This window comes from Sunxiuqinia indica, from assembly GCF_009847015.1.
Taxonomy (GTDB): domain Bacteria; phylum Bacteroidota; class Bacteroidia; order Bacteroidales; family Prolixibacteraceae; genus Sunxiuqinia; species Sunxiuqinia indica.
This window is the reverse complement of the sequence record NZ_WVEM01000005.1, coordinates 95,409-118,664: the sequence shown is the minus strand read 5'-3', so window position 1 is coordinate 118,664 and position 23,256 is coordinate 95,409. Positions and strand designations below refer to the sequence as shown.

General features: G+C 43.9%; 23 protein-coding genes. 6 read left to right on the top strand and 17 right to left on the bottom strand.

The features are described from left to right. Position 1: 1 nt before the first annotated feature. From GR929_RS09190 to GR929_RS09175, 4 genes are all read right to left on the bottom strand, one after another. Positions 2-2,350, bottom strand: a complete 2,349-nt coding sequence (locus tag GR929_RS09190; protein WP_159519013.1) for an InlB B-repeat-containing protein — start codon at positions 2,348-2,350, stop codon at positions 2-4. 93 nt (positions 2,351-2,443) lie between these two features. Continuing rightward, positions 2,444-2,677, bottom strand: coding sequence for a hypothetical protein (locus tag GR929_RS09185; protein ID WP_159519011.1), 234 nt, complete (start codon positions 2,675-2,677; stop codon positions 2,444-2,446). A gap of 814 nt (positions 2,678-3,491) precedes the next feature. Then, complete coding sequence (locus GR929_RS09180) at positions 3,492-5,663, bottom strand: response regulator (protein ID WP_159519009.1); 2,172 nt, start codon at positions 5,661-5,663, stop codon at positions 3,492-3,494. A 41-nt stretch (positions 5,664-5,704) separates the two neighbouring features. Beyond that, a complete protein-coding gene (locus tag GR929_RS09175) occupies positions 5,705-6,100 on the bottom strand; it encodes a PAS domain S-box protein (protein WP_201300952.1) in 396 nt (131 codons plus the stop codon). Positions 6,101-6,425: 325 nt separating this feature from the next. On the opposite strand from GR929_RS09175, the gene GR929_RS09170 reads away from it, so the two are divergent. After that, positions 6,426-7,097, top strand: coding sequence for an OmpA family protein (locus GR929_RS09170; protein WP_159519005.1), 672 nt, complete (start codon positions 6,426-6,428; stop codon positions 7,095-7,097). 83 nt (positions 7,098-7,180) lie between these two features. After that, positions 7,181-7,813: a porin family protein gene (locus GR929_RS09165; RefSeq protein WP_159519003.1), complete on the top strand. Its 633-nt coding sequence runs from the start codon at positions 7,181-7,183 to the stop codon at positions 7,811-7,813. A 440-nt stretch (positions 7,814-8,253) separates the two neighbouring features. Here the strand turns inward: GR929_RS09165 and tnpA are convergent, their stop codons facing one another. Further along, entirely contained in the window at positions 8,254-8,688 is a 435-nt protein-coding gene (gene tnpA, locus GR929_RS09160; protein ID WP_159519001.1) for an IS200/IS605 family transposase, read from the bottom strand. Between the two features lie 451 nt (positions 8,689-9,139). Between tnpA and GR929_RS09155 the strand changes: the two genes are divergently transcribed. The 4 genes from GR929_RS09155 to GR929_RS09140 all read left to right on the top strand — a co-directional run bounded on the left by GR929_RS09155 (position 9,140) and on the right by GR929_RS09140 (position 13,776). Beyond that, entirely contained in the window at positions 9,140-10,006 is an 867-nt protein-coding gene (locus GR929_RS09155) for an MlaE family ABC transporter permease (protein ID WP_235934227.1), read from the top strand. Further along, complete coding sequence (locus tag GR929_RS09150) at positions 10,003-10,788, top strand: ABC transporter ATP-binding protein (protein WP_159518999.1); 786 nt, start codon at positions 10,003-10,005, stop codon at positions 10,786-10,788. Before GR929_RS09155 ends, GR929_RS09150 begins: the two co-directional genes overlap by 4 nt. An 18-nt stretch (positions 10,789-10,806) precedes the next feature. Then, positions 10,807-11,742, top strand: coding sequence for an MlaD family protein (locus GR929_RS09145; protein WP_159518997.1), 936 nt, complete (start codon positions 10,807-10,809; stop codon positions 11,740-11,742). Positions 11,743-11,934: 192 nt separating this feature from the next. Beyond that, entirely contained in the window at positions 11,935-13,776 is a 1,842-nt protein-coding gene (locus GR929_RS09140) for a BamA/TamA family outer membrane protein (RefSeq protein WP_159518995.1), read from the top strand. Positions 13,777-14,066: 290 nt separating this feature from the next. Here GR929_RS09140 and GR929_RS09135 read toward each other — a convergent pair whose 3' ends face one another. The 12 genes from GR929_RS09135 to GR929_RS09080 all read right to left on the bottom strand — a co-directional run bounded on the left by GR929_RS09135 (position 14,067) and on the right by GR929_RS09080 (position 23,255). Next, positions 14,067-14,867, bottom strand: a complete 801-nt coding sequence (locus GR929_RS09135; RefSeq protein WP_159518993.1) for a M48 family metallopeptidase — start codon at positions 14,865-14,867, stop codon at positions 14,067-14,069. A 101-nt stretch (positions 14,868-14,968) separates the two neighbouring features. Further along, positions 14,969-15,526, bottom strand: coding sequence for a helix-turn-helix domain-containing protein (locus GR929_RS09130; protein ID WP_159518991.1), 558 nt, complete (start codon positions 15,524-15,526; stop codon positions 14,969-14,971). A 113-nt stretch (positions 15,527-15,639) separates the two neighbouring features. Next, the gene (locus GR929_RS09125; RefSeq protein ID WP_159518989.1) at positions 15,640-16,185 is read right to left on the bottom strand and encodes a hypothetical protein; all 546 of its coding nucleotides are present in this window, start codon (positions 16,183-16,185) and stop codon (positions 15,640-15,642) included. Between the two features lie 4 nt (positions 16,186-16,189). Continuing rightward, complete coding sequence (locus tag GR929_RS09120) at positions 16,190-19,093, bottom strand: chemotaxis protein CheB (protein ID WP_159518987.1); 2,904 nt, start codon at positions 19,091-19,093, stop codon at positions 16,190-16,192. Positions 19,094-19,285: 192 nt separating this feature from the next. After that, entirely contained in the window at positions 19,286-20,386 is a 1,101-nt protein-coding gene (locus GR929_RS09115) for an AI-2E family transporter (RefSeq protein WP_201300951.1), read from the bottom strand. After that, positions 20,383-20,781, bottom strand: coding sequence for a hypothetical protein (locus tag GR929_RS09110; protein WP_159518985.1), 399 nt, complete (start codon positions 20,779-20,781; stop codon positions 20,383-20,385). Before GR929_RS09110 ends, GR929_RS09115 begins: the two co-directional genes overlap by 4 nt. Positions 20,782-20,786: 5 nt before the next feature. Next, positions 20,787-21,131: a phage holin family protein gene (locus GR929_RS09105; RefSeq protein WP_201300950.1), complete on the bottom strand. Its 345-nt coding sequence runs from the start codon at positions 21,129-21,131 to the stop codon at positions 20,787-20,789. Positions 21,132-21,260: 129 nt separating this feature from the next. Beyond that, the gene (locus tag GR929_RS09100; RefSeq protein WP_201300949.1) at positions 21,261-21,533 is read right to left on the bottom strand and encodes a YtxH domain-containing protein; all 273 of its coding nucleotides are present in this window, start codon (positions 21,531-21,533) and stop codon (positions 21,261-21,263) included. Positions 21,534-21,620: 87 nt separating this feature from the next. Further along, complete coding sequence (locus GR929_RS09095) at positions 21,621-22,049, bottom strand: hypothetical protein (RefSeq protein ID WP_159518983.1); 429 nt, start codon at positions 22,047-22,049, stop codon at positions 21,621-21,623. Between the two features lie 261 nt (positions 22,050-22,310). Next, a complete protein-coding gene (locus GR929_RS09090; protein ID WP_201300948.1) occupies positions 22,311-22,499 on the bottom strand; it encodes a CsbD family protein in 189 nt (62 codons plus the stop codon). 299 nt (positions 22,500-22,798) lie between these two features. Further along, on the bottom strand, positions 22,799-22,984 hold the full coding sequence (locus tag GR929_RS22145) for a Thivi_2564 family membrane protein (protein ID WP_394366233.1): 186 nt from the start codon (positions 22,982-22,984) through the stop codon (positions 22,799-22,801). 61 nt (positions 22,985-23,045) lie between these two features. Further along, positions 23,046-23,255: a hypothetical protein gene (locus GR929_RS09080; protein WP_159518977.1), complete on the bottom strand. Its 210-nt coding sequence runs from the start codon at positions 23,253-23,255 to the stop codon at positions 23,046-23,048. Between the last annotated feature and the right edge of the window lies 1 nt (position 23,256).

The following is a 23,256-nucleotide window of genomic DNA, read 5'->3' as shown; positions in this document are numbered from 1 at the left end:
TTTATAAATTTGGTTTTGTGATTTCATTTGAATCCAGTGTAACTCCTGCGATCCGTGTTAACGCCCTGCCATTCAATGTTGCACCGGTTGTTAAGGTAATCGCCTGATCAGCCAGAATATTTCCGTAGAGCGTTGAGTTTGTTCCAAGTGTTGCTGATGTGCCTACCGACCAGTAGATATTTTTTGCTTGTGCACCACCTGCCAGAACAACACTGGTTCCCGCATCTGTAATGAACGTGGATCCCATCTTGAATATCCAAACGGCATTGGCATCACCGCCTGCGTCAAGTGTTAAAATCCCGTTTGGTCCTGTTCCGGAGATTCCACTTGTGGATGAATTGACATAAAGGCCGGGAGCCAGCGTAAGTCCACCAAGCTGTCCGGGTAATGAAATGGCGTTTAATGAGCGTGACTGGGCATCGTTGTAAGCCGTTGTCAAGTCATTTTGTGCGATGCCTACCACGGGATCAGCCGTGGTGTAAAGTATGCCATCAACATTTCCGGCAAGAAGTCCGTTTACTGTTCCCGTTGGGAATGAACCAACATCGCCAATAATATACGTGCTAACACCCGTGTTTGCTATTTCGGCACCGGCAAGGACTGCGAAGTTCCCCGCAGATCCGAGGTTTACACCTGCTGGATATTGTCCGGCAAAGTTTGCGGTGATATTCATGTCCGAGTTCATGGTAACCGATAATGGGTTGTCTGAACCTGATGCATCGTCGCTCCAGCCGGTAAATGTATAGCCATCATTTGGCGTGGCAGTAAGCTCAACGATATCTCCGCTATTGTAACTAACTGACTCGGGGTTTTTCAGAACACTGCCGTTAAGGGAAATCACATTTAATGTGAAGGTGTTAGGCGGAACCTCCGTGAAGTTTGCGGTGATATTTTTGTTCGAATTCATGGTAACCGACAATGGATTCTGAGTGCCTGTTTCGTCGCCGGTCCACTCGGTAAATATATAACCTGTAAGAGGTTCTGCAGTCAGTACCACAATTTCGCCACTGTTGTAATCGGTCATTTCCGGATCTTTCATTACAGTTCCGTTTTCGGCCGTTACATTTAAGGTGTACGTGTCCGATTCAAAATTGGCAACTAAGTTTATGCTGGCAGCCACCTGAAACGCATAAGTTGCATCAGTCGATACGACGGTGGTGGTTTCACCTTCCGTCCAGTTGATAAAGGTATATCCGTCATTCGAAATTGCCGTTACCGTAACCTCGGCGCCTGTATCGTATGCGCCTTCGCCGGTTGTGGTTCCACCTTCAGCAGGATTCGATGACAAGCCTACAACAAATTGCAAGGAGAAGTTCGCGGTGATATTTTTGTTCGAATTCATGGTAACCGACAATGGATTCTGAGTGCCTGTTTCGTCGCCGGTCCACCCGGTAAATACATAACCTGTAAGAGGTTCTGCAGTCAGTACCACAATTTCGCCACTGTTGTAATCGGTCATTTCCGGATCTTTCATTACAGTTCCGTTTTCGGCCGTTACATTTAAGGTGTACGTGTCCGATTCAAAATTGGCAACTAAGTTTATGCTGGCAGCCACCTGAAACGCATAAGTTGTATCAGTCGATACGACGGTGGTGGTTTCACCTTCCGTCCAGTTGATAAAGGTATATCTGTCATTCGGAATTGCTGTTACCGTAACCTCGGCGCCTGTATCGTATGTGCCTTCGCCGGTTGTGGTTCCACCTTCAGCAGGATTCGATGACAAGCCTACAACAAATAGCAAGGAGAAGTTCGCTACCAAAGCTTTGTTGCCGTCCATGGCGAACTCATAGTTTGCATCGGTCGAAACCGGAGTGCCGTCGAGGGTCCAGTTAACAAATGAATAACCTTCATTGGCCGTGGCTTCCATTATAATGGTAGAGTCGTTGGTAAATAGCCCTGCACCGCTGGTTGTTCCTCCTTCGGTTGGGCTTGATGATAAAGCGACTTCAGCAATGCTTGTAAACGACCAAGGGTGATCTTGCTGCAAAGTTTGTCCTAATAAATCTGCGGCCAGTGTTTTAATGGTACCTGAATAAAGTACATCTGGCAGAAGTGGACTTGAGGGCGTGAAGCTTGCACTCATTCCGCTGTAAGCAACTGTTCCGGCAACGGCTGTTGTGCCTTGTTGAATAATAAATGATTCCTCGTTGATCGTCGCAGGATCCATATTTTCATTAAAGGTTGCAGTGATGATTTGCCCGAGGGGTATATCGATCGCATTGTCAGCGGGAACGGTTGAAACCACCAATGGACACACTCCGGTCTTCTCCTGGTACTCATCTTTTTTGCACCCAGCGATAAAAATAGCAGCTGCCACAGAAAGGGCTGCCAATAGTTTTAATTTTCTCATATTGGTTTTTTAAATTAAAGAATTGATTAAGTACAAAGCTGTACTTAATATTCGCGGGAACTATTACACAATAAAAGGGTATCCTTACATAATTCACATATTCAATCGATTGAAGATTTGTTTTGGGCTAAAGCCCGGTTGTTGCAGGCTGTTTGGTGTCCCCCGGATAAATCCGGGGGTTAGTGACGCTGTCGCCGATACCTCTTTTGGTGAATCCGGGGGGGGGTAGTGATGGAGTCGCTGGCTTCGCATCGGAGGAATCTGATTTCGTGCTGGTACTTCTTCTTCTTCTTCTTCTTCTTCTTCTTCTGTCTTTGGGTGTCGCACCAGTTAGTAACCCGGTCCTTCAGGGCCGGTCCGTTGCGACGAAGCAAGTCTGGGCTTTAGCCCAAACCTATTTGGTGTCCCCCGGATAAATCCGGGGGTTAGTGACGCTGTCGACGATACCTCTTCTGATAAATCCGGGGGTTAGTGACGCTGTCGACGATACCTCTTCTGATGAATCCGGGGGTTAGTGACGCTGTCGACGATATCTCTTCTGATGAATCCAGGGGTTAGTGATGCTGTCGCCGATATCTCTTCTGATGAATCCAGGGGGTAGTGATACCCGGGTGCTCCAAAAAACAGGCAGGATTACAAACGAGACTGGCCGAGTAAGGATATCATAAGTCCGAGTAGCTTTTGGGTATTATCGAGTAAAGATTTATGCTTGTCGAGTAGGGTTTAAAGGCAGGCGAGCAAGCTTTTTAGCTGCCCGAGTACTACTCGGATAGCATTTTTGATTACTCGTACAGGAATTTTGATTACTCGTACAGCAATTCTTATTACTCGTACAGGAATTGTGATTACTCGATTTAAAAGACCAGTTACCCGGGCCTGTTTTTGGTTAATCGGGTTTCGCTGAACATTTATCTGCTTCTTGATATACGCTACCCGGAAACAAACAAACCCACCTGGCAGGGGGACTTGTGGTACTCAGATTAATTATTTTCCGGCTCGACCGCTTTGTTTGTTTTCCGCCAGAACCTACTGGAATAACCTTTCAGTCGTTTTTTGTCTTTCCAAAACACATACTTTCCGCATGCCCTGATTTCGTCAACCCCGGCTGTAGCCAACTGAATTGGGAAGATATTTAGTAGGCTTATTTCAGCCCTGAATTACTCGATTTGTTGTTTTTTTTCTGAAACTGGCGGTCGATCATCTTACTCAAAGCCGTCTGATTTAATGGTTTTGAAACATAGTCGTTGCATCCGGCCGTAATCGCTTTTTCTTTGTCGCCATACAGGGCATGGGCTGTTTGCGCAATAATGATCACGTTTTGATTGAATTGACGGATTTGTCGGGTGGCTTCGTAACCGTCCATTTCAGGCATGCTGATGTCCATCAGAATAAGATCAATATCCGAATTTTGGCGGCAGGTTTCAACCGCTTCGTAACCTGTGGCAGCTTTGAGGAATTCGCCCGTAAAATTTTTAACCATCTTGCTTAGCAGCAGGCCCGAAATTTCGTCATCTTCGACGATCAGGATTTTGAGGGTTCTTTCCGGTATTTTTAACGCGTAGCCATTCAGGATTGGAGCCGCTTTCTCTTCCAGTTTCTTGACCGGGTGAAAAGGGACACTGAAACAGATTGTCGTTCCGTTTTCTTTTGTCGTATTTTTAGTGTTGCTTTCGATCCAAATTTTCCCTCCTAGCATTTCAATATAGGCTTTTGAAATGGCCAGACCCAAGCCAGCTCCTTCGTGCAAGCGAGTCAACGCTTCGCTTCCTTGTCGGAACCGATCAAACACGACTTTTCTCTCCTTTTCAGGAATTCCGGAACCGGTATCGGTAACAAAAAATTCCAGCTCATTTTCGATCCTTTGGTAACCAAACTCAATGGAACCTTTTGCTGTAAACTTGATGGCATTTTTCACCAGGTTGGTCAATACAGCATACACTTTTTCCCGGTCGGTTTTCACATTGGCATCATCATCGCTCAGTCCGGTTGTGAATGAAAGATGCAGTTTCTTTTTTTCAGCTTCCAGCTTGAAAAACCGGTAAATATATTCGAGCTGCGTGTTGACATTCGTTTCCGAAATTGAAAGCTCAATTTGTTCCGATTCTATTTTTGAAATGCTGATAATGTCGTTGATAATATTAAGCATGCGGACGCCGCTTTCTTCAACGATCCCAATGTATCGCTCGTGTTTTTCTTTGGATAGCTTGCTCGCTTTAAGCAATTCGGTAAAACCCAGAATGCCATTCATGGGTGTCCTGATTTCGTGGCTCATGTTGGCCAAAAAAGCCGTTTTTAGCCGGTCGCCTTCCTCCGCCTTTTCTTTGGCTTTTATCAATTCGTTTTCGACTCGCTTGCGCAAGGTAATCTCAATCATGGATATTAAGCATTTTCCCGTTGCCTCACTGACAATACCATCGACCCGCACATATTTAGGTGCACTGTCAGCAATTGTCAGCATCAATTCGCAGGTTTCTTTTGTTCTGCTTTGAAAGACTTTCTCAATGAAATCATTAAAGACCGCTCTGGTCTCGGGCGAAACAAAAAAGCCAAGCTGACTTTTTATCAATTGTGATCGCTCTTTACCTAGTAAAAGCGCGGCCGTATAATTCAGTTCCGCAATTTCACCTTTGGTTGTGAGTGTAAGAAAGCCAGAGGGGGCAAAATCATACATTTCGGTGAACTTTTTTTCAGCTTTTTCTGCTGTTTCTTTTGAATGACAAAGTTCCTGGTTTTGCATTTCCAGTTCAATCTGATGCACTTCAAGCTCGTGAATGAGCTTTAGATTATCGACTCCGGCATGTTGCACCTCCGATTTATGCTGCTTTTTTTGCAGCAACTTTTCGGCCTTCTGACGATACGTGTCAGAACTGCTTGTTGTTGCGGCAACATCCTGTCCTATTGCTTTCTCTTTCCCTATTTTTTGAAGATGGTTAATGATCAATCTGATCAAGTCATCCTTTTTTGCTGGTTTCAGAATATAGTCATCACATCCGGCTTCAAGCGCCTTTTTGCGCTCACTGGCCTTTGTTTGGGTGGTTTGTGCAATAATAATCACGTTTTGATTGAACGCTCTTATTTGTTGGCAAATGTCGAAACAGTTTTTTCCGGGTAGGTTAATGTCCATCAGAATCAAACTCAATGCAGGGTTTCGGCGGCAAATTTCAATGGCCTCAAACCCGTTTCCTGTCTTGAAAACCTCGCCTACTGGTTCTTTCACTGCAAGAGCGATTAGTATTCCCGATAACTCGTCGTTGCTGGCGATGAGAATTTTGTGGTTCCTGAGCTGATCCTTCGCTATGCTTTTTCTGCTCATATTCGTTTTTTTTTGATTTTGGTGATGGTTTTTGCTCCGCCTTATTGATTGGCTTTCTCTTGGGGGTAGCTTTCGGCTTTCCTGCGCCTGGAAATATCTCTGACAATGCATTGAATTACCTTATAATCATCTACTAAATAGACATTGCTAATGAACTCGACATTGATTTGGCGTCCATGGTTTGTTTCAAGAGGCAAATCTTCGTAGCGTAAGTATTCCTTTTCCTGTAATTCTCTGAATCGTTCTTTATTTTCATAGATATCGCGAAAGGCTCCAATTTCCCACAAGAATTTCTCCTCCAGATCCTCCTTCGAGTAACCCAGCAAATCAATTAAAAACAGATTGACATCGACAATTCTTCCGGTTTCAGCATCAAGGATCAAAATTCCATCCTGTGCTGATTCAAAGAGTCGGCGATAATGAACTTCAGATGCCATTAATGCTTCTTTTGAAACGTGTTTGACTTTCTTTCCCGCTTGATCAGGGAGACCGTAATTTGATGATGCGTGCCACATATTTTTTTCAGAGTAAAAAATTTGATAACTGGGTAGGGAAATAAGTAACAAAGGTCGACCTTCTGTCGGTATTTGTTGTTACATCATTCCGGTAAAAGATTACATGATTTACAGATATTCAGACGTTTATTGTTCGAAATGTGTGAATCATGTAAATCAAATCTAAAGTTATGTAACTTTCCCAGACTCGGTCAACCCTATCTTTGTCCATATAAAACTGAAACATTAAGAATTAAATTCATTTACTATGAAAAAGTTACGAATAAGTGTGGTACTCGTGTTAAGTGCAGCTTTCTTGTTTTCTGGTTGCGCATCGCTAAACAAGACTCAAAAAGGTGGAGCTGTTGGAGCTGTTGCTGGTGGCGCAATGGGTGCAATTATAGGTAGAGCATCTGGAAATACGGGTCTTGGAGCAATTATAGGAGCCACTGTTGGGGGTGCGACCGGAGCTGTAATTGGCAATAAAATGGACAAGCAGGCTGAGGAAATTGAACAAACTGTACCCGATGCAAAAGTAGAACGCGTAGGAGAGGGGATCATTGTTGAATTTAGCAGCAATGTTCTGTTTGGATTTGACAGTTCAACCCTTTCGGCTGATGCCAAAACAAACCTGGATAAGTTGGTAAAAGTGCTGAATGTTTATCCGGATACGAACATCGAAGTTCAGGGACATACTGACAGCAAAGGTAGCGAAGCATACAACCGCAATCTTTCGGAAGAACGTGCCGGCAAAGTGTCTGCTTATCTGACCAGCGAGGGAATCGCTTACGACCGCTTAAGTATTAAAGGATTGGGCGAAACGGCTCCGAAATATGACAACAACACCGACGATGGTCGTTCACAAAACCGTAGGGTTGAGTTTTTGATTACAGCCAACGAAAAGATGAAGGCGGAAGCGGAAGAAGAAGCAGGGAGCTAGTGGAAGTTGACAGTTGACAGTCGCAGTTGACAGTAAAAAAAGGAACAATTCATTTACGAAAATCACAATTTTAAACAATAAAGATGAAAAACAGACTACTATTAATTGTATTACTTCTTGCGGTTTCAGCACCATTTGCTATTGCTCAGGAAAGATCCAATGTATCCTTTGGAATATTGGGCGGCATAAATTTTCAGAATTTGAACGGAGAACTACCCAATGGTGACAAACTTGAAAACGACATGTTATTGGGTTACCACGTTGGCGTTAATGTTCAAATCCCGATTGCCCCGGAGTTTTATTTTCAGCCCGGATTGATGTATTCGATAAAAGGTGCCAAAAACACGTATACAGCTTTAGGCAGCGAATTCACCGACGAAATTAAGATCAACTATCTTGAAGTGCCACTGAACCTGGTTTACAAAGCTCCCCTGGGTAGCGGATTCTTTATGCTTGGATTTGGGCCATACGTGGCTTATGGGATCAGCGGTAAACAAGTTTTTGAAGGTAATTCCTTAACGCTGGAGCGAGGTGTCGATTATAAAGATTTTGATGCAGGGGCGAACATTTTTGCCGGATATGAAACGGCCGGTGGATTATTTCTGCAGTTAGACACCCAGTTCGGGATGCTGAATATTATTCCCGACGATTCTTCAGATGATCAATCAACAGCAAAAAATACAGGCTTTGGTCTGTCATTAGGATATAGGTTTTAGGTTTGGGTTTTTTAGTGAAGGTTAGTGCTAGGAAGGCCGTTCCCCAAAGAGGGGACGGTCTTTCTTTTTTTGTTTATGCTGTTGATGGATCAGAGATCAAGATAAGTTCCGGAATTGCTTTCATTGTTTTGGGCTAAAGCCCGGTTGTTTCAAGTTGTCTTGTGTCCCCCGGATAAATCCGGGGGTTAGGGATGCTGTTCCTGACTTACGGCCGGATACGCTCCGGAGTTGCTGTTATTGTTTTGGGCTAAAGCCCGGTTGTTCTATGTTATCTAGTGTTCCCCGGATAAATCCGGGGGTTAGTGATTCGGCTTACTATCCCGGATCATTCCGGGTTTAGTGGTGCTGTTTACTGTCTTAGGTCGTCTAACTGCAAGTGCAGCACCATTCAGTAACCCTGCCCTTCAGGGCAGGGCCGTTACGACGACGCAAGATGGGCTTTAGCCCAAACTCTTTGTGAATCCATACTTCTCCATAAACTCATTACATTCCTCCTCCCATGACCGCTTGTGATGGTGTTCTTCCTGGTTTTTGATGTACAATCTTACCTTCTCAATTTGCGATTCGCTCACACTGACTGCATAAAAATCATCAGCCCAATGAAACTTTCCTTGAACTACGTTATTCTTATTGATCCAAAAAGAAGATTCCCCTTTGACTAACTGCATGACAGCAGAGATGCTTTGGTCACCATTCAAAGATATTAAACAATGCATGTGCTCGGCGCCTCCATTGATATGGTCGATGAAGATATTCTTTTCAATAGCGTTTGTTTTGATGTGGTTAATTATTTCCCACTTGTTGTTTTTAGTGAAGTAGGGAAATCTTTGCTTGGTGGCAAATACGGCATGGATCCAGATCTTTACAAATGACATAACGGTGATGTTTTTAGGCTAAAGCCCGGTTATTGTTTCTATGTTATCCAGTGTCCCCCTGATAAATCCGGGGGTTAGTGATGCTGTTCTTGACTTACGGCCGGATACGCTCTGGAGTTGCTGTTATTGTTGTGGGCTAAAGCCCGGTTGTTCTATGTTATCCTGCGACCCCCGGATAAATCCGAGGGTTAGAGATCGTTGTCCTTCTAACTGCGAGGACAGCACCATTCAGTAACCCTGCCCTTCAGGGCAGGGCCATTACTTCAATGAAACGAATGATCAATTTCGGGTTCCCTGTCTCCGATGTCGAATTATATCAATCACTTAACAGTCAGCTGTTTCTTTTCTGCTGATGTGTGAATCATGTAACTCTTTTATAAAATTATGTAACACAATCTTGGGCTGATAAGCGTAGGTTTGTGCCAACTGATAAGCAAATTTAAATATTGATATGGGAAAGTTTACTCCTATTATTCAAGTCATTCCGAGAGTCCTTCCGAAGGTCCGCGATGTGACGAAGCATTCTATGACCAGGCTCAGCGAAAAGACGCTGGAACAAACGGGGATATTCAGCCGCTTTTTAATGGATGTTGCTGACGTGTCCCTATTTATAGGCCGTCTGGTCCGCGAAATGTTCTCGGGCCATTTCGAATGGCGTGAATTTTTTCAGCAATGCTTTCAAATCGGGTCAAAATCCTTGGCACTTATTTCGATCACGGGAGCCATCATGGGTTTGGTACTGACCATCCAGTCGCGACCGGTATTGGTCGATTTTGGGGCGGTGTCCATGCTTCCGGGAATGGTTGCCGTTTCGCTGATTAGGGAAATGGGCCCGGTGATTACCGCACTGATTTGTGCCGGTAAGGTGGGCTCGGGAATGGGCGCCGAGCTGGGATCGATGAAAGTGACCGAGCAGATTGAAGCCATGGAAGTTTCGTCGACCAACCCGATGCGGTTTTTAGTCGTTACGCGGTTTCTGGCAGCCACCTTAATGATCCCTTTGCTGGTTTTGTATGCCGATTTGATGGGCATCCTCGGAAGCTGGGCCGGTGCGAATATTAAAGGTGATGTGACGTTTTCCTTGTTTTTTTCCCAGGCGTTTAGCTCCATAGCCTTTATCGATTTTTTACCTGCCGTCGTAAAAACATTTTTCTTTGGTGCGGTGATCGGATTAGTCGGGACCTACAAAGGATACAATGCAGGGCGTGGAACCGAAAGTGTGGGCAAAGCCGCCAATTCGGCTGTCGTACTGGCTTCGCTTCTGGTGATCGTTACCGATATGATTGCAGTACAAATTACCGATATGTTAATGTCATGAGTACCATTCAAGCAGAAAAAATTGCAGATCCCTGGCCAATAATCAACAGAAGCAATGAGCCGGTTATTGAGATCATGAACCTGAAAAAATCATTCGACATGGAGCCGGTATTGGTTGACGTTTCGATCAATCTTTACAATGGCGAAAACCTGGTCATCCTGGGCAAATCAGGTTCAGGAAAATCGGTGTTGATCAAATGTATTGTTCGCTTGCTAAATCCCGATGGGGGTACAATCCATGTGTTTGGCGAAGAAGTCGGTCAACTGGGCAACGCAGGATTGAGTGAGTTACGGAAGAAAATTGGCTTTCTTTTTCAGAGTGGCGCTTTGTATGATTCAATGACCGTCAGGCAAAACCTGGAGTTCCCCTTAAGGAGAATAAAAAAGGGACTGACAGAAAAGGAAATCTCCGAGAAAGTAATAGAGGTGCTGGAGAATGTGGGTTTGGCCGATGCGTTGAATAAAATGCCATCGCAGCTTTCAGGCGGCATGCGAAAAAGGATTAGCCTGGCACGCACGGTGGTTGTTGATCCTATGATCATGCTGTATGATGAACCCACAACAGGGCTTGATCCGGTCACATCTGATGAAATAAGCGAGCTGATTAACGATGTTCAGCAAAAATATAAAACGTCGTCCATCATTATTACCCACGATATTGAATGTGCGCGTGCCACGGCCGACCGGATCATCATGCTGAAAGATGGAGAAGTATATACCGAAGGGACGATTGAAGATTTCGAAAAATCAACCGACCCGCTAATCAAATCATTTTTTAAGTAATTCTAAAATCACAGCATCATGGATAATCATTCATCAAATTTTAAAGTTCGTTTAGGCCTTTTTGTCGCCGGCGGACTGGCGTTATTTGTTCTTGCCATTTTTATCATCGGCAAACAAAAGAACCTGTTCAATCCGGTTTTTAAACTGACGACCACTTTTTACAATGTCAGCGGGCTGCAGGTTGGGAACAACATCCGCTTTTCGGGGATCAATGTGGGCACGGTTGACAACATCAGCATCATAAACGATTCAACGGTACAGGTTGGCATGTTGGTGAGGCAGGGAATAAAACAGTTTATTAAGTCGGACTGTATTGTGGCCATCGGTTCCGAAGGTTTGATTGGCGACCGTTTGTTGATTATCACCCAAGGGAGCACGGGTTCTCCCTTGGTGGAAAACGACCAGCAACTTGCATCGGTTGAACCGGTTGAAACAGATGCCATCATTTCCAGTTTGCAGATAACATCCGGACATGTGGAAATTGTTACCAAACAACTTGCCGAGATTGCGATTAAAATAAACAGTGGCCGCGGCACGCTTGGCCGGCTAATACACGACACAATTATTGCAAATAATATTAACCATACCATCGTGAATTTTCAGAATAGCTCGAAAGAAATGGATGGAATGATCACGGACGCAAGAAGCGATGTATCTGCCATTATGGAGAGTTTCCAGGAAACAGCGGACAATGCCGAAGCTTCGACGCAGCAACTCGAAGATATTATGGTGAAAGTAAATACCGGGCAGGGAACCTTGGGCCGGTTGATCAATGATACGGTCACTTCAAATAATATCGATCAGACTATTCTAAACCTTAAAAACAGTTCCAAAGGCTTGGATGAAAACATGGAGGCACTCAAACACAATATCCTGTTCAGGGGATATTTTAAAAGGAAAGCAAAAAGAGAGGAACAGAAGCGCATTGAAGAGTTGAGCCCGGAAACTCCATAAAATGGGATATGAATCCGAACGTTTCCTTTACAATGATTGAAAAGTCATTGAATGGTCATTTGGTAGTCATTAAGTTTCATCGAAACAAAACATGAGAACAGAATGACCAGGAATGACAAAAACTGAACGCTGGGAAAGACCAGATTGATAAGTTGTCGGACAACCATAACTAAAAAAAATGGCGGTATTCCTATGTGGCTCAGAACTATCTTCATACTTCTCCTTGTTCTGGTTGCGACCAGCAGCGCTGCATTTGCCTGGCAAACTCCTGAAAAACAAGATTCGACCCGTCTTTACGAAAATATTGAAGCCTACTCGGAAGGCGGCAACTTTACTCGCTTTATGTACCGGCTATTTTTCAAACCAGTTGTGCCCGATCCTGTAAACAACAAGGGCGAAAAACCAATTTATGCGAGGCAGGTTCAGAAGCCGTACCGAGTTTTTGAAGGAAAAATTATCCGGAACATCACAGTCCGGGCACTCGATCCGTTTGGTACTTCCATTGGCGACACCATCGATGCTTCGCTCAATTGGTTCTCGAAAACCGGGAACAAACTACATGTAAAATCTCATTCCATCACGATCAAAAATCTGCTATTGATCCATCGCAATCAGGTTTTTGATTCTCTGCTGGTGAAAGAATCAGAACGATTGGTGCGCAGCAGAAATTACATTCGTGATGTTGCCTTTTTTGTTGAATCTGCTTCGCCGGGCTCTGATTCAGTCGACATTTATATTCGCACTTTGGATATTTGGAGCATTACTCCAAGCTTCTCAACGTCAGGTTCGCGCACGACCATTGGTTTTACTGATGAAAATGTTATCGGGCTGGGGCACGAATTTCAAAATGAGATTGCCCGAAACTACGCTGAAGCCGATTATTCGTACCACACCCGTTACTCTATTCCGAACATCAAAAACACCTATGTTAGCGCAACCCTGGACTACGACGTTGACGGCGATCGTTATTTTAACAAGAGCCTGACGATTGAACGCCCGTTTTTTTCGCCTTTTGCCAGGTGGGCCGGTGGCGTTCATTTTATGCAAAAATTCACCAATGATTCAATCCCCACAGGCGATGCCCTTTACAGGGAAAACCGGTTTAAGTTTAACGCCCAGGATTATTGGGTGGGAGCTGCCATTCAATTAAATAGAGGCAATCCAGCCTATCGCCGGGGAACAAATTTTATTTCGACCATCCGCTTTTTGCGCGTTCGTTATCTCGACAAACCTGGAAAAACAGTTGATCCGCAGGGATTTCATTCAGATGAAAATTTCTTTTTAGGAAGTATTGGCGTGTCTGCTCGAAGGTATGTTCAGGACAAATACATTTTCAAACATGGGATTACGGAAGATGTTCCGGTTGGAAAGGTGTACAACCTGACCGGAGGTTACCAGGAAAAAAATGCGATTGGCCGGTTTTATTTGGGCGGACGGGTTTCCTTAGGCGATTATTTTCGGTGGGGGTTTTTGAGTTCCAATATCGAATTAGGCACGTTTATTCGCGGGTCGCATGCCAACCAGGGCGTAGTTAAGATGGATGTTAATTATTTTACAGGACTGATCGAAATTGGGGGATGGAAATTCCGGCATTTTATAAAACCCCATCTTACCGTTGGAATAAACCGGTTGTTGTCGGACAGTTTGACGCTCAATGAGGAATTTGGATTGAGCGGGTTTCGCAGTCGTGATCTGACAGGTGCCAGCCGGCTTTTATTGACGATCCAGACACAGTCGTATGCCCCGTGGGATTTTATTGGATTCACGTTTGGCCCTTTTCTCAACTACTCCATAGGAATGCTTGGCGACGAACGGATGAATTTTAAAAACAGCCCGGTTTATTCGCAGTTGGGTGTGGGTGTCTTAATCAAGAATGAGCATCTGGTTATGAATTCTTTTCAAATCTCCATTTCATTTTATCCGAAAATTCCCGGGGTCGGGCAAAATGTGTTGAAGACCAACTCATTTTCGACAGGTGATTTTGGCTTTCAGGATTTTGAAATTGGGAAACCGGCACCCGTCCTGTTTCGATAAGGCGGCATAGAAAAAAAGCCGGCTCAAATTGAATTGAGCGTGCAAAGACATATTCAATGTTCTTAACAAGACTTTTTTCAATTAATTGCAGACTTGTATCGCAAACCATGATTGCTTTGAATACCGTTGGTGTTGATTTCTGATTAGTTCTACTTTGACACTTTCGAAAAATCCGGCTGTTTTTACCCTGCACCCTAAAGGGAACAGCCAGATTTTTCTCCTGACACCCTTTAGGGTTGGGGTAAATCAGGAGAAAAATCGAACGCAAACCTTAATCTGTTAAAGTAGAATTATTTGCTTGCAGCATAGTATTTCAACGCCTCCGGCATAAACTGATTTAGCTTTCTCATTCGAGTATTGTCCGACGGGTGCGTACTTAAAAATTCAGGCTGCTTTGCTCCGCCTGCTGCCGACATGCGTTGCCAAAAGGGAATCGCTTCGCGGGGATCGTACCCGGCCATGGCGGCAAATATCAATCCATATTGATCGGCTTCGGTTTCCTGCTGACGTGACCAGGGCAACATGGCTCCAAGCTGGGTGCCAATGCCGTACGACATCATAAACAGATCACTGGTCTGCTGTGGCTTTTGCGACAGAGCGACTTCCAAAGCGGCTCCTCCCAATTGCTGGACCATTGCCCGGCTCATCCGTTCGCTGCCATGCTTGGCAATGGCGTGTGCAATTTCGTGCCCCATAACGATGGCAAGCGCTGTTTCGTTTTGGGTAACCGGCAGCAGACCGGTGTAAACAACCACTTTCCCTCCGGGCATACACCAGGCGTTCACGTCGTCACTGGCCACGGTGTTGAATTCCCATTGGTATCCTTCCAGTACTGATCCTTGTCCCTTACCGTTATAATACTGCGTAACAGCGTTGGCAATACGTGCACCAACACGGTCAACCATTGCGGCACTGCTGTTTTTAGGATTTAAGGTATTATTCTCTGCCAAAAAAGTCGTGTACTGGTTTGTGGCCATCAGTTGTAGTTCCGATTCCGGAACCAGGCTTAACTGGTTGCGCCCTGTTACCAGGTTCATTGCGCATCCTCCTAAAAGGGAGGCGATTAGTAGGGCAAATAAAATGTTTTTCATGATTCGAACTATTAGGTGGTCGCTTATCCACTTATTTTATCCGAAGGTAGAACCATTGATATGATTAACTCTTACACAACTTTTGAAAAGAGTTACAACATTCACATATTTTCGAGGGGATTGCGTTTAATTTTGAGTTGCTTGTATTGCGATGGGGTTAGGCCGGTCAATTTTTTAAATTGATTGGACAGGTGGGCTACACTGCTGTAGTGCATGATGTAGGCGATTTCGGAGACATTAAGCTCGTCGTAAACCAACAATTCTTTTACGCGCTCCACTTTGTGGGTGAGCAAAAAATGTTCGATCGTGATCCCTTGGTGTTCTTTGAAAAGGTTGGAGAGGTAGGTATAATCGTAATTTAGTTTTTCGCTTAAGTGATCCGACAAATTGACTTTGATTTGTTCTTCGGAATAATGCACCAACTCAATAATGATATTTTTTATGCGCTCAATCAGGATTCCCTTCTTGTCGCCGATTATTGCAAGTCCCGATTCTTGCAGGCTATTGTTTAGCTGGGCCAGCTCTTCGGTCGTGAGTTTTTCCATAATCTCAACTTCACCCAGGTCTACCAGAATGAAATGGAGTCCAAGCTTATTAAGCTCCGACTTCACAATCATCTTACAGCGATTACTGACCATGTTTCTGATGTGAAGTTTCATGCTGCTTGTCCTTTAGGTAAGCTAATTTTAGTTGATTCGAAAATCGAGTGTTGTCTAAATATACTTATTTAAAGGCATTAAATAAGTACGAAAGACCATCTTTCGTTAAATGATCAGGTTTTGAAAGCTGAGATATCGATTGCCGACAACAGACATTGCCGGTCATCGTCGGTAACAATCCCTTCCATGTAAACCTGGCATAATGGTTTACTGTCGTACCCGAGTGTCACTTTGCACGATTCTTTGGCATGGCTGCTAAAGACTTTCTTGAAAAAATCGTTGAACACGCTCCGCGAACCTTCAGAAACATACAATTTGAAGTTGCTGTTTATTAGCTTAAAACGTTTGTCTCCGAGCAGGGCGGCCCCTGTGAAATTTAGTTCGCAAATGCTGCCACTGCTATCGAGTGTAAAATAGCCCATCGGGGCCAGGTCGTACAACATGGTGTATTTTTTCAGGGCCGTTTCAGCGGTGTGGGAAGCCTGGCGCAATTCTTCATTTTGCATTTCCAGTTCAATCTGGTGCACCTGTAGCTCGTGCACAAGCCTGGAAGCGTCAATGTCTTCAAACCTGGCTTTTTTTTGTTTCGCCTTCAATTGTTCTTCGGCTTTTTGGCGCAGTGCCCGTGGATCGGTTAAATCTGGCTCTTCGTTCTGCATGGCTCTATTCTTTAGTCGTTATGATCATTCCTGTTGGTTCTTTTTGTTTATTGAGTATTCGGTTGACGGACCATTCAATCGTTGGTTTATTGTCTCCGGCGGCTAAAACTTGCATTTTCAATTTGCCATCTTTTGAGCTGCCGAGTATGTTGGTCAGCTCTTTCTCAATGTGTTCCTGTTCCGGCAGCGGAATGAACAGCCGGATGAAATTTTGATCGGTCACTTCGGTTTTTACCTTTCCAAAAAACAGTTCCGCTTTAGGGTTGAACTCGACAATTTTAAACTCAGTTGTAAGTTTAATGATAACATCTGATACGGAATCGAGCAGTAAACGGTTCAGTTTTTCAGCTTCAAGCAAACGAACTTCCATTTGGTTAAGGTCGGAGATATTGATGAAGGTGATGACCAGTCCGTCAATCCGGTCGTCGTATGTGCGGTAGGGCATAATGCGAATGGAAAACCACCGTCCGTCTTTTGTCGAAATTTGTTTCTGTATAAAAACGAGTGTGCGTAGAACTTCGCGCGCGTCATCAGCCAGATCAGGGTAATTAAGAACCGAGACCTGGTCGGTAAATGGTCGGCCAATGTCGCTTTTTATAAGCTTGAAAATTTTGGTCGTCTGATTGGTGAAGCGGCGTATATTCAGCTCTTTATCCAGAAACAGGGTTGCAATATCGGTACTGTTGAGCAGGTTTTTCATGTCGTTGTTCACCCTTGAATAATCATCAACTTTCGACTGCAATTCAGCGTTGACCGTTTGCAGTTCTTCGTTCAGGCTTTGCATTTCTTCCTTCGAAGTCGTCAGTTCCTCGTTGGTTGATTGCAGCTCTTCGTTTGTCGATTGCAATTCTTCATTGGTTGATTTCAGTTCTTCCTGCGACGTCTGCATTTCTTCGAGCGTGCCCTGTGCCGACTCGCGCGCGTGTTGCAACTCTTTTTCCAATTCCGATTGTTTGCGACTGGCAATAGTCTTTCGGCCAGCTTTTGGCTCACTGCTGTATATTTCGTGTACGTCAGTAAATACCACCATCACCATTCCCCGCAACGACTCAGGTTTTTCAATCCACTGAATGGTCACATCCAAGGTTTGTGAACTGCCATTGGTTTCAACCTTGATGTGGTGCATAATTTCTTTCCCTTTGGATGCGAGTACTTTACGGAAGGCAAGCGGGAATTCGTTGCGTAAACCCTCACGCAGCATCGCAAAAATGTTCAGGTTGGCTTTACCGACTGCGGGTTCGAGGTATTTTCCGGTGTGTCCGCTGATGTAGACAATGTCGCCATTTTCGTTCACCAAAACAGCAGGAGGCGAAAACTGTTGCAACAACAGCTGTTCGGCCGGAGTTTGAATATTTGAAGGTAGTTTGCTTGGCATTTGGGGTTCAGTTTTGCTCATATTCGCTCGTGAAAATGAGGAAGGAAAATCAACTAGTTCGGGCGTTAAGGTGATATTGGAGCGTTTGTATATTTTCAGTTTTGAATCAACGGTCGTAAAAAGCGGACTTTGTGTTCCAAGCGATTCGGAGCTGCCAAGCAGCATCAGGCCATCCGGACTCAGGCTGTAATAGAATAAACCAAGTAGTTTTTTTTGCAACTCATTATCGAGGTAGATCAGCAGATTGCGACACGTTAAAAAGTCTATTTTGGTAAAAGGCGGGTGCATGATAATGTTATGTTGCGCAAATACAATCATCTCCCGAATTTCAGTCTTGACCAGGTAGCTGTCTTCTGTTTTGACAAAAAACCGGTTCAAGCGTGTTTGAGAAACATCGGTCGCAATATTAGCGGGGAACAGGCCTTTTCGAGCTGTTTCGATGGCGCTTTCATCCAGGTCGGTCGCAAATATTTGCAAGGTAATACCACTATGTTTCTTGGCTTTTTCCAGCACTTCCCTGAAGACGATGGCCAGCGAATAGGCCTCCTCGCCGGTTGAGCATCCGGGAACCCAAGCCCTTAAAATTGATCCGTCTTTGGTGTTGGCAATAATCTCCGGAATGATGGATTCCTTCAACTTTTTCCATACATGGCTGTCACGAAAGAAGTTGGTAACGCCGATCAGCAATTCCTTGAAAAGAATATCTATTTCAACGGGATTTTCCTGCAAAAAGTGAACATAGGAATTGATGCGGTCGATTTTATGAATGCCCATGCGCCTTTCAATGCGGCGATACAGGGTGTTTTTTTTGTAAAGCGAAAAATCGTTTCCGGTCTGGCTGCGCAGCAGGATAATCACTCGATCGAGTGCGCTTTTGTCTTTATTCTCATTGTCTGAGTCAGGACTCAGGATTGGGATGTGCTTGATAAGATCCATGAGCTTTGCGGGCAACTCTTCGGCAGGGGCAACGATATCGACCATCACCGAATCGATCGCATTACGGGGCATACTGTCAAATTTGGCCGTAGCAGGATCTTGAGCCATGACGATTCCGTTGTGCTCCTTGATGGCATGGAGCCCGACACTTCCATCAGATCCCATTCCCGACAGAATGATACCGACACTTCGGTCTTTTTGGTCGAGCGCAAGCGAACGAAAAAAGAAATCAACGGGTAGCCGAAGTCCTCGTGCTTCCATAGGTTCAAACAGGTAAAGCACACCTTTTAAAATCGACATGCTCGTGTTTGGAGGGATAACATAGGCGCAGTTTTGCTTAACAGTGGTTTGGTCTTTTACCTGATGAACCGGTATTTTGGAAACCCGTTGCAGCAATTCGGGCAACATGCCTTTTTGGGTAGGATCCAGATGCTGAATAAAGATATAGGCCATTCCGCTGTTCTCGGGAACCTTGGCCAGAAATTGTTCAAAGGCCTCCAGCCCTCCGGCCGAGGCGCCAATACCAACGATTGGAAATAAGTTGGATTCCAAATCTGTGGTTTTCTTCTTGCTTGTTTTGGTTGACTTTTCTTTCACCTGTGTTGCGGTTGTTTACTTTGAAAATTTACATAAATGTACGATAAATTCCCATGATCTTTAATTTTCGCTGGCCACCATGTAAATCGGCTTGCCAGGATTGTTCGTCGCAAGCTCTCCCTGCTCCTCGATTCAAAACCCGTAGCAGACTGGGACAATTCAGTTTACGCTATTTCTCCCAATCTGGCGACTTTATTTTTTCTTGAAAATTGGTTTTATCTTCAAGAAGGAAGGCATGGTGTCGCCCAGTAAGAATCCCCAGGGTTTTAAGGGTTCAATATGGTCGAAAATAAGCTTGACAATAGCAAGTAGCGGGATGGACAAAAACATGCCCGGTATTCCCCACAAGGCGTTTCCGGCAAAGACCACAATGATTGAAAACAGCGCATTGATCTTTACTTTCGAGGAAACGATGATCGGGACAATGTAGTTGTTGTCGATCAGCTGGATAATGTAATACAACACCAACACATAAATCGCGTACATGTCAGAAGTCTCAGTGGCCAGTGCGACAATCATTGGCAAAGCGACAGCAACCAGCCCTCCAACGTATGGGATGACGTTCAGCAATGCACCAATAATGCCCAGCAAAATGGGATATTCAATGCCCAGTGCCAGTAACGCAACCGAATTCATGACCGCAATAATTACCGCTTCAATAATGAGCCCGACAAGATAGCGCTGAACAACCGATTTGGTTTTGGAAATAATGGTACTTACCTGCGCCTGATCGCTTTTGCCAAATACCTGGTGAAGAAAATCGACCAACAACGAATGGTAAAATAAGATGATGAAGACATAAACAGGCACCAAAAGCAATACCATAATCGTGCTACCAATGGTTACAATTGTATCGCCAATGGCCGCTTTTCCGAGATTGAGCATTTCATCCTTACCCTGTTCAATGTAGGCATTAATTTCTCCCGGGCTTATGTCGGCATAAACCGATAAGGCCGAGATTGCCTCGTTGATGATGTCGCTAAACCGGTCGACCATGATTGGCCAGGACTGACTAAACTTGTTGGCCTGCAAGATGATGAGTCCCCCGATAGCGGCAATAACCAGAAAGGTCAGAAATATTGTAATGATGATAGCAATTACGCGTTTGATGCCCATCCGTGTAAAAAAGTTGATGACCGGATGGAGTACAATCGCAATAATGACAGCAAAAACCAAAGGCACAATAATACTGCGCCCAATGTACAGCATGCTAATCAGCACATACAGCCCAATTAAAATGAGCGATGCTTTGGCGTAAAACGGAAGCTTTAGTATTTTGTCATTATCGGTCACGGTTTTTCAGGATTTGCTTCTTTTTTTCGGAGAAAGTGTTGGTAAATAAACTGCCCGATTGATTTTATCGTGCCCGAGTGTTGTGCTACGACGTTGGTTACACCAAGCTGAAGAATCACGCCCAAAAGCCTCCTCATCTTATTACCTGATCCGGCAACAATAATCATTTTCGAAAGGTATCCGGAAACCAGCCCGATGGTCGTTCCCAAAATACTATTGCCCAGCGAGGGCGATGAAGTAACTTCGGACAATGCTCCTTTAATCAGGTTAACCGGTTTAAAACTTTCGTAGGTAATCAGCAGTTGCGCCCTAAGTTGCCGGCCTTTGGCTGCATGCTCCGCCTCCAGGCTGTGAATGGCATTCTTAAGCGCTTCTGTTGTAGTGATCGGGTTCATAGGATTTATTTTAGCACTTGTTTAATCAGCGAATTGCCAACTGTTCGTTTTATCCATTTCCGCATAAAGAAATAGACCACAATTGCCATCATCCCAAAAAAGCCGGCTACTACAAAAAAGCCGTAATAGATTTCGCCCAACATGTGGCCAATCCAAAGGGCTAAGCCAAAATTCAGAAAAATCGCAAAGAGTGAAACAATGACCAGGACAACCCCATTGGACAGCAATGATGATGTCACATGTGACATTTGATCCAGGGCTTTTAGCTTGGCCAATTCAATGCTTGTTTTTCCGTAGTCAGTCACTCTTTCGATGAGCGATTCTATGGAGTTTATATTTTCTTCCATCATTTTTTGGACAGTATTTATTCAAATTAAAAAATGGGCCCGCATCCTGAAATCGATAAAATAGAAGGAATCCAGTTTTATTGTTCTCAGTTACGGGCTCAAGTTTTGTTGTCGGCGTAATTTTGTCTCTGTTTAAACAGATGCCGCTTCTTTCTTCGCAGGATTCGAATTGTGCATTTTTTGCTCTGCATATTCCGAAACACTTTCCTTGGTCTTTTCAAATCGTTCCGAAAGATCGTCCAGCAATTCGTTGATTTTTTCTTTTACCTCGTCGGTTAAAGCTCCGCTTTGTCTTCCTATTTTTTTGCGGGTAACTTTGCCTTTATGCGGTGCGAATAAAACTCCGGCCAACGCTCCGGCGGCTGCGCCAGCCAAAACGCTAAATAATACATTTCCTGATTTCATAATTCTAATTGTTTAATGATGTAATAATTCTAATTTTCCTATTTGTGATATCTTTTGATTCGAATTAATGCTGGAATTGGCTCGTTGTCAAAACAAAATATGGGAACCTGGATACTGAACGTCCACTTCATCTTCTGTTGTAATAAATATTTGGATTGGAGTAAATGACGTTATCGTTTTGAAAGATGCCAGTAGATTCCTGGGCATGAACTTTGAAGAACTATCAAGCTGCCCAATGTTTTTTGTTTCTTCACGGTCAGTAACCATCCAAATGACATAAGAAAGTTTCGAAGAGTCCAGCCGTTTGACTTCTGCCAAATTTGTTACCTTCATCTTAATGACGTAGTTATGATTGTTATCTTTGGTAATCTTGGCAAAACCACGTGCCGCCGGAACAACTGATGAAGCTAAAAATTTGTATTTCTTGGCCTGCGATTCAATCGAAAACAGTAACATGATCACGAAAACTCCCAGACATATTTTTCGTGTCGCGGAATTAATTTTTAATGTTTTCATTTTGCTTTTTATTAATATAAAGAATCATTAGTGTCCGGTTAAAATTTCAAGTGATGGGCTAAAGCCCGCGTCATATCTGGCATTCACTAAGCCCGGGATTAATCCCGGGCTTAGTCATCACACCAGAGCGTCCGGGCTTTAGTCTATGACTCTATTTTGTTGAATATCAGTTGTTTCATTTTTATTCGTTTCTCGCATCACCCAAGTTTTTATTTTCCCAGACAACAGTGATAAAGAATATTCAGATTGGTTATTTGCTATTCAGAGAAGTTTGGAAATAATTTTCTCCAATTCTTCTTTTGTTTTGCCAAGCTTCAGTTGAAGCCGGGCAATCACTTTTTCTTTTTTACCCTCCAAAGGTACCTGGTCGCTGTTTGTTAACGATTCAAATTTTAGCCTGAGCATGTCTTTGCTCTTTTCCCAGCTACCTTCAGTTTTTATGTCTGTCATATTTTTACATTCAAATGGTACACGATCCATATTGTAAAGGTGGGGTTCTTGCAGCTGACAAGCGTTACACATTTATGTAAAAAAGTTACACAATTCACAGACTCAGTACTGGGGCATTGTTTCGGCTGCACATTACGTAAATCAGCATGCAAAAGCCAGCTCCCGTTTTTCGAAGCTGGCTTTTATATGTTGCTCAGAGCGTTTGTTTCATTCTCACCTGTTTCAAGAACAGGAAATCCGGCACCAATGATTCTTTTAAGATTATTGAATCTTAGTTTTTGCCTTGGAAATGGGTGATTTTAAATCTGGACGTTGGTCAGGTAAGCGAGCACTCCAAATGCTTTGAGAAGCCAAACTACCAAGGCAATCACAACGACAATATTGAAGATTTGTTTGATCTTGCTATCCATTGGAATGAACGAATTGATGATCCACAAAAGAACACCCACAACAAGGATTACAATTAGAATAGATAATAAAGGCATATGGATTATTTTTTTTAGAAATTAGTAGATTGATATTAAATGATTTTGGAGCTGTTTTTAGCTATTTCTTTTTATCAACAGCAACCACAACAATGCCGCCAACAATTAGCACTAAGCCAACTACCGGCGACCATTGGACCGGATGGCTCTTTTCGGCGTTGATTTGAATCGGGCCCAGATCAACAACATTCTCTTTCGTTACATAATTGAATCCGGTATAGACCATCATCAATATTCCGAGCACGATAAGTACAATTCCTAAGTTCTTCATA